General features: G+C 49.2%; 15 protein-coding genes. 3 read left to right on the top strand and 12 right to left on the bottom strand.

Annotated elements, in window-relative coordinates:
- Positions 1 to 6: 6 nt before the first annotated feature.
- On the bottom strand, positions 7 to 963 hold the full coding sequence (locus B5F87_RS10615; protein ID WP_087280836.1) for an SPFH domain-containing protein: 957 nt from the start codon (positions 961 to 963) through the stop codon (positions 7 to 9).
- A 277-nt stretch (positions 964 to 1,240) separates the two neighbouring features.
- Here B5F87_RS10615 and B5F87_RS10610 point away from each other — a divergent pair, with 277 nt between their 5' ends.
- Entirely contained in the window at positions 1,241 to 1,885 is a 645-nt protein-coding gene (locus B5F87_RS10610; RefSeq protein ID WP_242964401.1) for a DUF1836 domain-containing protein, read from the top strand.
- Between the two features lie 123 nt (positions 1,886 to 2,008).
- Here the strand turns inward: B5F87_RS10610 and B5F87_RS10605 are convergent, their stop codons facing one another.
- The 8 genes from B5F87_RS10605 to B5F87_RS10570 form a co-directional block, all read right to left on the bottom strand.
- Entirely contained in the window at positions 2,009 to 2,317 is a 309-nt protein-coding gene (locus B5F87_RS10605) for a YerC/YecD family TrpR-related protein (RefSeq protein ID WP_087280834.1), read from the bottom strand.
- A 12-nt stretch (positions 2,318 to 2,329) separates the two neighbouring features.
- Positions 2,330 to 3,052, bottom strand: coding sequence for a phosphatase (locus B5F87_RS10600; protein ID WP_087280929.1), 723 nt, complete (start codon positions 3,050 to 3,052; stop codon positions 2,330 to 2,332).
- A 298-nt stretch (positions 3,053 to 3,350) separates the two neighbouring features.
- Positions 3,351 to 4,298 carry an L-lactate dehydrogenase gene (locus tag B5F87_RS10595; RefSeq protein WP_087280832.1) on the bottom strand — a complete coding sequence of 316 codons (948 nt, stop codon included), beginning with the start codon at positions 4,296 to 4,298 and terminating at the stop codon, positions 3,351 to 3,353.
- 1 nt (position 4,299) lies between these two features.
- Complete coding sequence (locus B5F87_RS10590) at positions 4,300 to 6,153, bottom strand: FAD-dependent oxidoreductase (protein WP_087280830.1); 1,854 nt, start codon at positions 6,151 to 6,153, stop codon at positions 4,300 to 4,302.
- The gene (gene ahpC, locus B5F87_RS10585; RefSeq protein ID WP_087280828.1) at positions 6,153 to 6,716 is read right to left on the bottom strand and encodes an alkyl hydroperoxide reductase subunit C; all 564 of its coding nucleotides are present in this window, start codon (positions 6,714 to 6,716) and stop codon (positions 6,153 to 6,155) included. The genes B5F87_RS10590 and ahpC overlap by 1 nt, the downstream gene beginning before the upstream one ends.
- Before the next feature lie 82 nt (positions 6,717 to 6,798).
- Positions 6,799 to 7,467: a TatD family nuclease-associated radical SAM protein gene (locus B5F87_RS10580; RefSeq protein WP_087280826.1), complete on the bottom strand. Its 669-nt coding sequence runs from the start codon at positions 7,465 to 7,467 to the stop codon at positions 6,799 to 6,801.
- Between the two features lie 48 nt (positions 7,468 to 7,515).
- Positions 7,516 to 8,337 (bottom strand): pyridoxamine kinase, encoded by an 822-nt coding sequence (locus tag B5F87_RS10575; protein WP_087280927.1) that lies wholly within the window; start codon positions 8,335 to 8,337, stop codon positions 7,516 to 7,518.
- 115 nt (positions 8,338 to 8,452) lie between these two features.
- Entirely contained in the window at positions 8,453 to 8,947 is a 495-nt protein-coding gene (locus B5F87_RS10570) for a metallophosphoesterase (protein ID WP_087280823.1), read from the bottom strand.
- A 270-nt stretch (positions 8,948 to 9,217) separates the two neighbouring features.
- Here B5F87_RS10570 and murI point away from each other — a divergent pair, with 270 nt between their 5' ends.
- On the top strand, positions 9,218 to 10,000 hold the full coding sequence (murI, locus tag B5F87_RS10565) for a glutamate racemase (protein ID WP_087280925.1): 783 nt from the start codon (positions 9,218 to 9,220) through the stop codon (positions 9,998 to 10,000).
- Here the strand turns inward: murI and B5F87_RS10560 are convergent.
- Positions 9,997 to 10,881 (bottom strand): aldose 1-epimerase family protein, encoded by an 885-nt coding sequence (locus B5F87_RS10560; protein WP_087280821.1) that lies wholly within the window; start codon positions 10,879 to 10,881, stop codon positions 9,997 to 9,999. The two genes, murI and B5F87_RS10560, sit on opposite strands and share 4 nt — an antisense overlap.
- Before the next feature lie 262 nt (positions 10,882 to 11,143).
- Between B5F87_RS10560 and B5F87_RS10555 the strand changes: the two genes are divergently transcribed.
- Positions 11,144 to 12,166: an ABC transporter substrate-binding protein gene (locus tag B5F87_RS10555; RefSeq protein ID WP_087280819.1), complete on the top strand. Its 1,023-nt coding sequence runs from the start codon at positions 11,144 to 11,146 to the stop codon at positions 12,164 to 12,166.
- Between the two features lie 79 nt (positions 12,167 to 12,245).
- Here B5F87_RS10555 and B5F87_RS10550 read toward each other — a convergent pair whose 3' ends face one another.
- Both B5F87_RS10550 and B5F87_RS10545 read right to left on the bottom strand, forming a co-directional pair.
- Positions 12,246 to 12,440, bottom strand: a complete 195-nt coding sequence (locus B5F87_RS10550) for a hypothetical protein (RefSeq protein WP_087280817.1) — start codon at positions 12,438 to 12,440, stop codon at positions 12,246 to 12,248.
- 95 nt (positions 12,441 to 12,535) lie between these two features.
- A complete protein-coding gene (locus B5F87_RS10545) occupies positions 12,536 to 13,615 on the bottom strand; it encodes an RluA family pseudouridine synthase (protein ID WP_158097024.1) in 1,080 nt (359 codons plus the stop codon).
- Positions 13,616 to 13,657: the final 42 nt, after the last annotated feature.

Below are 13,657 nucleotides of genomic sequence, written 5' to 3'. Positions count from 1 at the left end.
GTGCTGTTACTTTAATTTCTGACCGCAGTTCGGGCAGAAGTTTGCTCCGCCCGCTTTCTGTCCGCAGTTCGGGCAGAAGTTAGGGCCGGAAACGTTCTGCGCGCCGCCTCCCTGCTGCGTCTGGGTCATCTGATTTACGATCTGCTGTCCCATCATCATTCCCATCTGCATAGACGCCATATCTGCCGCCATCTGCCCGCCCTGGGCGTTGCCGGCGGTCATGGAATCCAGTACCGCCATCTGCTGATACCGGTTCATATCGCCGACCATGCTCTGGCTGGCCACCTTATTGATCATCTCCTGCACCTCTTCCGGATAGCTCACAGAATTGATCTGAAAACCGGTCATAGAAAGACCGATATCTGACAATTCCCGGTCCAGATCCGCCATAATGCCATCTGAAATCTCAGCGGCGTTGGCCTGGAGATTAAACATATCCTTTCCTTCCTTCACCATCCACTGCAAAAGAAGCTGATCGAGGTGGGACAGCACCCGGTCTCTGACCTCTTCCGTTGTAAACTGCTTTTTGATTCCGGCAACCTTCTCGATGAGCACCTCATAATCGCCCACCTTGAACTGGAAGGTTCCGTTGGCGCGGACCGGCATGCCTCCCGGAAGGGACGGATGCGGCAGATTCACCGCCTGCTTCGTCCCCCAGCGCATATTAAATTCCTTCGTATTGATGAAAAGGACTTCTGCCCGCAGTCCGCTGTTGAATCCAAAACGAAATCCTTTCAATGTGGAAAGAAACGGAATAATATCCGACTCAATATCATAGTTTCCTTCTTCCCGGAAAATCCCCTCCGTTCTTCCGTTATACATAAATATGGCGTCCTGCCCCGGGCGGATAATCAGCCGGGACCCCCTCTTGATCTCATCATTGTTCCATTTATAAAAAATCACGTCGTCTCTTGTTTCCTGCCATTCTACCACGTTGGCAAATTGTCCGCTGAAAAGACCCATAATCTCCTCCTGTCTGCTTTCTAAAAATACCAGTATCATGAGCTGTCAGAGCGGGAACACATCTTCCCGCAGTACAGTATCTCAATTATACAATACCAGACCGGGGATGTCACTCTAAAACCAGAAAGAAAAATTTCTCACAAAACCAGAAAGAAAAATTTCTCACTTTTCCTTGTCATCTGGTAATAAAAACAATATAATATAGATATCATGTCCCTGATGACTATTCACTGCCCCAGGCACATGACGGCATACTAATAATGACGGAGGCGATTTTTTGAATAAAAATACAAATGACTGGCTGCTTTCCCTGCTGCAGGTATCATCCGTCCCATCGGCGGATATTCCCAACATTGACCTGTACATGGATCAGATAACGACTTTCATGGATACACATCTGGCAGATTCCAGGAGATACCCTGAAGACAAAATCATGACAAAAACCATGATCAACAATTATACGAAGAATCATCTTCTTCCTCCTTCGGTGAAGAAAAAATATTCCAGAGAGCATATTTTTCTTCTGATTCTCATATACCGGCTGAAAAACATGTTGTCCATCACGGACATCCAGAGTATCCTGGAGCCGTTGACAAAGGAATATTTTCCGGCCAATACTGAAAATGGCCTGTCGCTGAAAGACATTTATGACAAGCTTTTATCTGAAACATCCGACAGGCATCCCGACATAGAAAAACAGATTCTTTCAGACTGGGAGAATTCCAGAAACTCTTTTGCTGCCTTTTCCCCTTCCGAAGAAGACGGCGAATATCTGGATGATCTCATTTTTATTTATAAGCTGTGCTATGACATTTATGTCAGGAAACAGGCCATTGAGAAGATCATCGACTGCCGCCGCCAGAAGAATAGCCCGGCGGAGAAAAAAGCCAAAAAAAGTTCCAAGAACAATAAAACAGAATAGATAAAAAAATACCGCTGCACGGCCGCAGGCAGATGTACCTTTTCCGTCTGCATGGCTGTATGAGCGGTATTTTTCTTTTTGCCGACAATACATTTCTTCTGCATTGATTGTTTGATTTTGAAATCAATCTTCCTGCTGCTCTTCTCTCTCCTTCAGCCGCCGGATCACCAGATCATATCCGTCAGTGCCATAATTTAAACACCTGTTGACACGGCTGATGGTCGCTGTGGATGCCCCCGTTTCTTCCGCCACCTCATTATAAGTGCGGTGATTTCTCAGCATATTTGCCACCTCAAATCTCTGTCCGAGAGAAAGCAGCTCATTGATCGTACAAAGATCCTCAAAAAAGGCGTAACATTCTTCCACATTTTCCAGGCAGAGGATTCCCTTTAACAGCTTCTCTACCTCCGGTGTATGTACATTTTTTCCCATATCGCTTTCCCCCTATTTCTGATATTTCTTATTTATATAATCTTTAAACACGCCCACGGAACGATTCACGATCAGTTCTTCAGGAAAATCCAGATCCCGGATCAGCTCTTCTGAAAAATCCCGGCGCCCCACATCAGCGAATACATGCGCATCGCTGTTCATGATCACCGGCTGTTCATATTGTTTGCAAAGTTCCAGCATGGTAATCAGATTCCCCCGGGTATTCTTTCTGGCTCCCATGGGATTCAGAGAATTATTATTTACTTCCAGAAGAGTATTCGTCTCTCTGGCAGCTTCCACGATTGGCTCATAATCAAGCGGATAGATGCCGTCATCCGGATGACCGATGATATCGATCATAGGATTACGAATAGCTCCGAGCACCGCCCTGGTGTTCTCCTCTCTGGTTCCCGGCAGAATACACACACTGTGGAGGCTGGCAATCTTTATGTCAAGCTGCCGCAGCACATGGTCATCCAGATCCACATGTCCGTCATAATCCAGTATATTAAGCTCCGCACCAAGCATCACCTCAATGCCGCACAGGGATCTCGGCACAACTTTTAAATTGTGAAAATACATATTGCTGCAGCTTCCCGGCATCATCGGTGCGTGTTCTGTAATGCCCAGCAATTTTAGCCCTTTCTCAAATCCGGCTTTCGCCATCTCCATCATACTGTTATATGCATGTCCGCTGGCTATTGTATGAGTATGTACATCCAGTAAATAATCCATGTTGACTCCTTCCATACTTATTATAGACTTATTTTTATAGACTAATTTCCTCTTTACAGGCTTCCTCCCCCATGCGGTAATTCATCACTGCATATGTATGCAGTGATGAATGATTCGCAATACAGTGCGCTGACACATTCCTTCACTAAAATATAAATATGTCAGTAACCTAGTATAGCACAAAACGAAAAAGTTTGCCTGCTTTTGTAAAAAAAATTCATGCAGATGCTCCCGCGGAAGAAAATACATCCTGAAACCATACTAAAATCATACCGAGACAGCTTTGCCAGAAGCTGCCCTACGCCAGATCCTGATAAGTCTCATTAAGCGTTTCGCAGGATAAATGCAGTCTCTGTTTTTCCTCCGCACTTAAAGTGAGTTCCACAATCCGGCTGACTCCCATTCGGTTCACCACGCAGGGGATTCCGATAAAAACGCCATGTTCCCCGTATTCTCCCTGCAGCAGAGCCGATACCGTAAGCACGCTGTACTCATTTCCCAGAATGGCTTTTGTGATCCGCGCCATTGCCATTCCTATACCATAATAGGTGGCACGCTTTGCTTCGATAATCTTATAGGCGGCCATGCGCACCTCCTCCTCAATCTCCAGCAACTCCTGAAAATGACAGCCTTCTGTCTCGCTGCACAGGTCAAAAATAGGTTTCGTCGCCATCATCGCCTGACTCCACGGCACAAATTCGCTGTCTCCATGTTCTCCCATCACGTAAGCGTGCATATTTCTCGGGTCAATGATAAATTTTTCACCCAACAGGTAACGGAGTCTTGCGGTGTCCAGGGCCGTTCCGGTTCCCACCACCTGTCCCGGAGGGAAGCCGCTGATCTCATAGACGATCCTCGCCATGATGTCCACCGGGTTGGTAGCCACCAGAAAGATGCCGTGAAAGCCGCTGTCAAGCACCGGCTCCAGAATAGACTGGAATACTTTCCGGTTTTCTTTCAGCAGATCCAGACGGCTCTGCCCCTCCTTCTGAGGCAGCCCCGCTGTCAATACCACCAGATCCGCGTCCCCGCAGTCCTTGTACTGTCCAGCGTAGATTTCCATATTGCCGCCGCTGAAAGCCACGCCATGATTCAAATCCATGGCTTCACCTTCCGCTCTTTTTTTGTCGATATCAATGAGCACCAGCTCGTCACAGAGATTCTGATTGAGCAGCGCATAGGCGTAACTCATACCCACCATGCCGGTTCCCACCAGAACAATTTTTCTTTTATCATCCCTTTTCACACTATACGACCTCCTTTCCGATGGCGTCCCCAATGATCTTCATCAGCTCCTCCACACTTTTCTTTCCATAATAAGCCTTTTCGCCGTTAACCATAAGAAATGGAACACTGTAGACCTGATGCTTCTCCTTGAACTCCGGAAACTGCGCCAGATTCACGATATGCACCTCCACCTTCGGGCTGTGGGCGGCGACCATCATGGCGCTGCTCACCAGCTCCGGACATTTGGTACAGGAAAGGGTCACTCCCACATCCAGCCGCACCGGCGTCCGTATCGACTTGACCTGCGTGAGAATGTCATCCATCAGCGGCTTTCCCGGTCCCGCCGCCTGATAGAGTGCCGACAGAAAGCTGGAAAATTCGTGACCGCCCGGCGTTCCATGAAAGAACATCCCCGTTCGCTCGCCGTTCTTTGAAGAAATGCTGATGGCGGGCACAATGGGGCCGCCGGCAGCTTCGGCTTCTCCCCCGGCGCTTTTCTCGCGGCTCCCTGACACACCTGTCTCCTCATAATAAATATGCACCTTCGGCATAGCCTCCTCCAGCTCCTCCATAAAGGCGCGCACCTGCTCCGAAGTCCCGGAATCATCCAGCGACACCCGACACTCCGGAATAGTCTCAAAGCGGCTTTCCACCTCTTTGATCTCCGAGTAAATGTCTTTAAACCGGGAATCCGGACGAAGAACACCTTCCATCTGTTCGGACAAATGCATAGCTGCCTGCTGTACCGATGATCGCATCTCCTTGTGTCTGTCCATGACTGCCGGTTCTTCCTGCCCGGTATAAAGCTTTTTCTCCTCCTGGCCCTGAATCTGGCTGCGCACATTAGCGATCAGGGTGTCCTGTCCGGCGGCCCGGCTGTCCGCGCCGGTTTTGTTCTGTGGTTTACCGTCTGCGTCCTTCCCGTCTGGTCCGACACATGACGCCAGCTGATCCAGCGGATAATCGGCCACAATGGTCTCCGCCGCCACCGCGCCGTCGGCAACTGCGGTCACCAGCTGGCGAAGCCGTTTCTGACACACATCTCCGGCCCCGTACACGCCTTCCACGTTGGTGCGTTTTCCGTCGTCGGTGAGCAGATAGCCCTGCATGTCACAGATTAATTGTTTTTTTACAATATCCGTCTGCGGCAGATATCCGGCAAAGATAAAGATGCCGATGGTATCTGTATTCTCAAAGTTCCACTCCTTGCCGCTCAGCGCATTTTTAAAGACAATTTTCTTCACCGAAGTATCGCCCTCCACCCGGACAATCTCCGTATTGTACTCAATCTTAATATCCGGGTGCGCCTTCACCGTGTCGGCAAGCTTTTTGGCGCAGGTAAAATCCGGCTCCCGGACAATCATCATCACCGGCTTTGAATAGCGGGTCAGATAAATTGCTTCCTCCGCTGCGGCATAGCCGCCGCCCACCACAAAAATCGGTTTGTCGGTAAATAATTCTCCGTCGCAGGTGGCGCAGTAGGCGATTCCCCGGCCGGCGAACTCGCTCTCGCCCGGGAAATCCAGCTTCCTCGGCACAGAGCCTGCGGCGTAAATGATGACCGGCGCTTCGTAATGATTCCTCTCGGTCTGAATGACCTTCACGCTGTCGGTGAGCGAAGCGCTGATGACATTTTCCCGGCGGATCTGGGCACCGAAATTCACAGCCTGCCGCCGCATGGTCTCCATGAGCGTCTCTCCGTCGGTGCGCTCCACACCGGGATAGTTGACCACTTCCTCGGAGATACGGATCTGCCCGCCTTCCTCCTCTTTTTCCAGCACCAGCACCTCATAGCCCGCCCTCCTCAAATAGATGGCTGCCGTAAGCCCCGCCGGGCCGCCTCCGATAATCACTGTCTGATGTTTTTCTGCCATTACAAAATCCCCACTAAATCAATGCCCGGTTTCAAAGTTTCCTCGCCCGGCTTCCATTTTGCCGGACACACGTCATCTCCGTGCTCCGCCACAAACTGCAGCGCCTGCACCCGGCGGACGATCTCCTCAGCATTTCTTCCCACATTTCCTGCGATGACTTCATAGGCGGTGATCTCACAGTCAGGATTCAGGATAAACGTTCCCCGTTCCGCCATACCGTCCTTCTCGATCATAATGTCCAGATCCCTCACCAGCAGGCCGGTGGGATCCGCAATCAGCGGATAGGTAAGCTTTCCGATACGCTCAGAATGGTCGTGCCACGCCTTATGCACAAAATGGGAATCACAGGAGATGCCGTACACCTCACAGTCCATCTTCTTAAACTCCTCGTATTTGTCCTGCAAGTCCTCCAGCTCCGTCGGACACACAAAGGTGAAATCCGCCGGATAGAAAAAAAGAACAGACCAATGTCCCGTCAGATCATTTCTTGTCAGCGTCTGAAAGCTGTCTTTCGCGTAGGCCTGTAATTCAAATTCACAAACTTTCTTTCCGATATAAGACATAAAAAAAATACCTCCTTACGGAGGTAGTATCTGTGTTTCCGGGGAAACTATGCATATGAAATTATGACTTCGGCTGCGCCGGTCAGTTTGCTTCATACGGACGAACCCGCAGAAACAGCCCGTTGTCGTCGCAGACCTTCCGGCAGGCCGCCACTTCCTCTTCGCCGATGATATCCACGACGGTCATCACCACATTTGGCACGTATTTCTGACAGTCTTTGGCGTAATCAATCATCGCCTGATAGGATTTGAGACCAAATTGATTCCGTGTGACGTCCACATATTTCTGCGCATCGGAAGAATTAAGACTGATGGACACCGTATCCACGATTCCTTTCAGGCACTGCGCAGTAGGTTTTTCAAATACCAGATCCGACAGGCCGTTGGTATTGACCCGAATCGGAATCTCCGGATGCACGCTCTTTAACCAGGCGCCCACTTTCACCATATCGTCAAGGCGCATGGTCGGCTCTCCGAACCCGCAGAAGATGATCTCTGCCACATGGGACCAGTCGTACTTCTCAAACTCCGCCTTCACCTCGTCCACCGTCGGCTCTTCCCGAAGCCACAGGCTGTTGTGCTCGTTAAACTCCTTCAGGCTTCGCAGACAAAATGTACATGCGCAGGAGCAGCGATTGGTCATATTGATATAAATTTTGTTGGGAAATCCGTTTTCTCCCAGATCAGACAGATCCTGGCGGAAATCCTCCAGATTATAATACACGCCGTTTTTTACCGTATATAATATCATTTTCTACAACTCCTTTCGGTATTCTGCAAAACATATGCCGCCGTTGTTTTACAGTTCCTTCAAATATTCTTCAAAACAAATGCCGTAGTTCCACGGCAGATTCTGCCGCACAGTAAATGCAATGGCTTTATCAAGAAATGCAATGGCCCGCCGCACAGCCTTCTCAAAATCGTCTCCCTGCATCAATGCTCCGGTGACGATGGAAGCAAAGACATCTCCCGTTCCGGAACGGTCGCCGCCGATCTTTCTGGTAGCGATAAACTTTGCATTTTTATTTTTCTCATAAACATAATTAAAGATACGTTCTCCCTGCTGCAATCCGGTGATGACCACTCTTCCCGGTCCCTGCTCGCTCAGCGCCCGGCTGATATCATTCAGGGATTCCGGAGACATATCCACATTGTGATAATCCAGATCCAGCATCCGGCAGGCTTCCGTGAGATTCGGTGTTAAAACGTCCGCAAACGGCAGCAATCGCTTCATTTCCTGACACATCTCATCAGTATAAGAAGAATACAGCTTACCGTAATCGCCCATCACCGGATCCACAACCGCCAGCGTATCCTCCTTCTTAAACCGTTCAAAAAAATCAACTACCAGAGAAATCTGCTCTCTGGAACCGATAAATCCGGAACTGATACCGTCAAAGGCAATGCCTGTTTTCTCCCAGCTGTCAATATAGGATTTGAGATACGGCGTAAAATCATGCAGATAGTAATCGGGAAATCCCGTATGCACCGATAAAATTGCTGTTGGTACCACACAGCACTGTATCTTCATGGCGGAAATAATCGGCTGTGCCACCGCCGCGGCACATCGCCCGAAACCGGTCACATCGTTGATGACCGCCACCCGTTTTTGTCTTCTCATAATATTCTCCATTCTGCTTTTCATTGTTCCGCTCTCGTATCATAACATAATCTGGCATTTTCTCAAATGGTCAATTCCATTTATTTTTCAATGCCAGATTGCCGTCCAATCAATATTACAATTTATAAAAATGCGGTTCCACTTCGCCGTTTTCCTTAAACTCCACCACAAGAAAGCTCGGTACAGGCGGCATCTGTCGCGGCTGAGCAATGCTTCCCGGATTAAAGATCGTCACGCCTTCCTCCTCATAGACATGGTAGGCCGGCACGTGGGTATGACCGTAAAACACCAGATCGGCTCCCATCTCAAGCGCCTTATCCAGGAGCTCATCCTCTCCCCAGTTGACGCCGTACTGATTGCCGTGTGTGACAAAGCACACGTGACCTTCCATCTCAAAAATGTCCTCACTGTCCCCGGCAAAATAATAATCGCAGTTTCCCTCTGCCAGATAAACAGGACAGTTCGTCATGCCCCGCAGCATATCCGGCGTAAATTCCGAATCGCCGCAGTGCACCAGAGCGTCTATTTTCCCTTTCATAAAATCCAGCGCCACTTCGAGATTCGCCCGGTTCCCGTGGTTATCGCTGACCACCAAAATCTTTTTTCCCATAATAATCCCCTTCGGTTATATAAAATGCATTTCTTCATCATTAAACGTTCCCGGAGACTTCAGTCAATATCCACTTCGTTTGTGTGCTGTCCCCGTGTTCAAGTACAGATTATACTTGATTTCAGCAGAAAAAGAAACTATACTATTTATGTTTTGGATAAAAAAGAGTTAAAAATTCTGATTTACGGCTATCTTATGCCGTACCTGCAGGACAGACAGCCGGCTGTTCGAGCTGTCGTCCTCAGCGTTTTGTACTTTTTGGAGGATATTATGGCACAGATTACTGACCCGATCGCCGTTTTTGATTCCGGCATGGGCGGCATCAGCGTACTGAAAGAAATGGTCCGGCTGATGCCGGAAGAAGATTTCATATATTTTGGCGACTCCCTGCACGCTCCTTACGGCACAAAGACCACAGAAGAAGTGCGTCGCCTTACCATCGAGCGAATCACCGACTTTATTGAAAATAAACACGCCAAGGCCATTGCTGTGGCATGCAACACCGCCACCAGCGCCGCCGTGGCCATACTGCGCACCATGTACCCGGATGTTCCTCTGGTGGGCGTGGAGCCGGCCATCAAACCTGCTGTTTTTGCTTGTGATAATCCCCGGGTTCTGGTCATGGCAACCCCGGTTACTTTAAAAGAAGAAAAGTTTCACAATCTGGAAGCCCTTTATGACGATCAGGCGGAAATCTACCCGCTGCCTTGTCCGGGACTGATGGAGTTTGTCGAACAGGGGGATCTTGACGGAGATGATCTTGACAGCTATCTCCGTGAAAAAATCACCCCTTATCTCGACAAAAATCTCACCGGCGTGGTTCTGGGATGTACCCATTATCCTTTTGTCAAAAAAGAAATCCGCGCCATCGTAGGACCGTCCGTGGAGATTTTTGACGGAAGCTTCGGCACCGCCAGAGAACTTCGCCGCCGTATCGAGACCGCCGGGCTGCTGCGCGCCGACGGTCACAAAGGACAGGTCACCTTCTTAAACAGCTCGGAAGATCCGGATAAGATCCGGCTGTCAGAGTATCTGTTTAAGCGGAAAATTTAATACACAATAATATCATACGACTTCTCAAATGTCTCCCCCGGTTCCAGCGCGATAATGCCCGGCTTCTCGGAGATGTCTCCTTCGAAGCCCCGGTTGTCACAGCGTCCGCACCATGGTTCCAGACATACATATGGTGCGCCCGGTTTTGACCAGATGCCAAAGTTCGGAAAATCTTTGCTCTCGAGAGCCACATATGGAGAACCATCCGGCAGAGCCAGGGCCGCCCACTGAATCTGCCCGCCGTCAAAAATCAGCGCATCCTTGTCAAACATGTCTTTTCTCAGACGATACCTGTGATCATTGAGCGCCAGCGGCCAGCTCTTGTCAGCGATGGCTGTGCCGCTCTCCGTATCAAGAAGCATATATGACAGTTCATTCACATCCGGCGCAAATTGCAGAAAATAATCTTCCAACTTTGTATCCGGGAGCACTTCCACACGAAAGGCCGGATGGCCGCCGATGGTAAAATACATGGTTTTATCTCCCCGGTTGGTCACCTTCCATTCCACGGTCAGGCGATTTCCATTGAGGCGATGCGTCACATCGAACAAAAATTCAAACGGATATCTTTTTCTTGTCTCTTCGTTGGACACCAGACGATGTCGCACCATGTCTCCGTCGCTTTCCACTCTCTTAAACGCCATGTCTCTTGCAAAGCCGTGCTGTCCTTCCGGATATTCTTTTCCATTATAAGAAAAGCTTCCGCCGTAATATTTGCCCACATTCGGGAACAGCACCGGCGCATGACGATTCCAGAACGTCGGGTCTGCCTGCCAGATCAGTTCTCTCTGATTCTGTTTATCAAAAATGTTGACCAGCTCTGCGCCGTAATCCGCCACGGTCACCGTCATTTTTCCGCTCTCCATTGTATAAATTCCCATGGTAATCCCTCCTGATCATATGTTAATATTTATTCATGAACATAGTATATCACACATTCTCCTGTGTCGGTAGTGTGTTTTATAAGAATTAACCAAAACTTATCTTTTATTTTCATTTTCTTCAGTCAATAATCACAAAGTTTTCTCTTTTTTTAGTCTTTCATATGGCGCCTCCATGGTTTTCCCGAAAGGAATCTGCACGAAATCCACTTTTTTGCATACACTGTTTTAGAATCATAGTTGGAGTTATGAGGGATTATTGATGAAACACAACCTTACTGGCAGAACAAAAACAGGCTGGACAGCCACTTTTCTTCTCGTGGGAGCTGCCGTTCTGGCGGCTGCGGTGAGCCTTTCCGGCTGCGGCAGTCCGAAATCTAATCTGAAAACTCTTCGGTTAAATGAGGTGGCCCATTCCATCTTTTATGCGCCGCAGTATGTGGCCATGGAGCTTGGATATTTTGAGGATGAGGGCATCAATCTGGAAGTCACCACCGGTTTTGGCGCCGACAAGAGCGCCACGGCCGTCATAAGCGGCGACGCAGATATCGCCCTGATGGGTCCGGAGGCAACCATTTATCAGTATAACGAAGGGAATGAAAATTATCTGGTGAACTTCGGACAGCTCACCCAGCGGGCGGGAAATTTTGTGGTCAGCCGTACCAACGACGCCGACTTCCGGTGGGAAGATCTCATCGGTAAAGAGGTGATCGGCGGCAGACCTGGCGGCATGCCGGAGATGGTCTTTGAATATGTCCTGAAAAAACATAACATTGATCCGCAAAAGGACGTCAATCTGGTGCAGAACATCGACTTTGCCAACACTTCCGGAGCCTTTGTCGGCGGCACCGGTGATTACACCGTAGAATTCGAACCGTCCGCCACTCTGATTGAAGAAGAGGGCGCCGGTTATGTGGTGGCTTCCGTAGGAACGGAGAGCGGTTACGTGCCATACACTGCCTACAGCACCACCAAAACATTTCTGTCTAAAAATAAAGAGCTGCTGCAGTCCTTTATCAACGCCATCGAAAAAGGTCAGAAATATGTGGAGGAGCATACTGCGGCAGAAGTTGCCGAGATCATTGCTCCTCAATTTAAAGAAACCGACGAAAAAACCATCGCGAAAATCATTGGTCGCTACGCTGAACAGGACAGCTTCAAAACCAATACCTGTTTTGAGGAAGACAGTTTCACGCTGATCCAGGATATTCTGGAAGAAGCCGGGGAGTTAAGCCAGCGCGTACCGTACCAGGATCTGGTGACGACGGAGTTCTCCTCAAAATAAATTAAATATTCTGCCGAAAAAAGGTCATGACTCTATGCATTTCATAGTCATGACCTTTTTACCTGCATTTTACAAATCCTCACCGGTATCTCCGGGCGATCTCGTAAAATTCCTCTGTTCCTTCGATATAATTCTCGTAGACGATCAGCGGCTCTTTTCCGCCGTACACCTGGCAGATACCGCAGAGCTCGCAGTTATTACGGCAGCGAAATGTCTCGGCAATATAATTTCGCCGCTCTTCTTTTGTGGAATGTTCTATTTCCGGTGGTCTCATTTTATCCTCCTGTGTCTTATGTTTTCCCGGCTCTTTTTTATAACAGCATCATTCTCATGGCACGACCTCTTGGCATCGTCTTTCTCATGAAAACATTATTTTCCCATTGGCTTCAATGTCTCAGCCACGCTTCGCATATCCTCCGGAAGCGCCGCAGTGAGCGTTATCTCCTGCTCGGTAAAGGGATGAATGAAGCTCACCCGATGAGCGTGGAGCGCCGCGCGTGTGATATTCTGCGATGCGGCGCTGCCAGATACTTCATATCCGGCGTACAACATGCCGCCTTCGGATATAGCTTCATCACATGACTCAGCGCCGCCATAGAGCGCATCCCCCACCAGAGGGCAGCCCATGGCCGACATATGAAAGCGGATCTGATGGGTTCGCCCGGTCTCGATGGTTATGAGACAGAGACTCATGTGAGTCTGGGGCTGATGGCCGGGCCGGCCTGGTAAGCCTGGTAAATCTAAGCCTGATAGATTTGCTGCAGATATATCGCTTTTTATAACCGTATAGTGGGTGACCGCAGGCTTTGCGCTTTCTCCGGTTCCCTGCCACATTTTCAGATAACCGCTGCTCCGATCTTCTTCCATGACAATGTCAATAGTGCCGGTTTTCGGCAACGGGCATCCCCACACCAGAGCCAGATATTCTTTCCGGAACTGCCCGCGCAGTCTTTGTGCTGTCATTCGTTCCGCCGTCACCTTATTTTTGGCGATACCGACGATTCCTGACGTATCTTTATCCAGCCGCCCAAAAAGATGGATCCCGGCATTCTGCTCTGTCTTCTTGAAATAACCGCAGATGCCGTTGCAGAGCGTGTCTGTCCGGTGGCCTTTTGAAGGATGGCACACAAGCCCCGGCGGTTTGTTGACAAACAGCAAGTCTTCATCTTCGTATAAGACAGACAGATCCATATCCGTTGGAAGAATTCTTCCGGTGTCCGGAAAAGAACCGTTTTCTGATTCGTTAAGCATCGCCTGCACTTTCTGGCCTTTCTGCGCTTTTGCCCTGACGGTCACCGGGATGCCGTCAAGAAGAATCCCGCAGGATTCCCGTTTCAGCGCGCGGATTTTACGGGTCGTGAGCATCATTTTCTCCCGGAGAAAATAGAGAATCTCTCTGCCGCTCTCTTCTTCTTTCACTATGTAGTTCAAATAATGTATATTTGTCAAATTTTCTCTTGCAGCCTCCATATTTTTGCAGTATACTGATTA

It is taken from the genome of Eubacterium sp. An3 (assembly GCF_002159465.1).
GTDB lineage: Bacteria > Bacillota > Clostridia > Lachnospirales > Lachnospiraceae > Anaerobutyricum > Anaerobutyricum stercoris.
The sequence above is the reverse complement of the archived record's forward strand: the minus strand, read 5'-3'. Positions and strand labels throughout refer to the sequence as shown.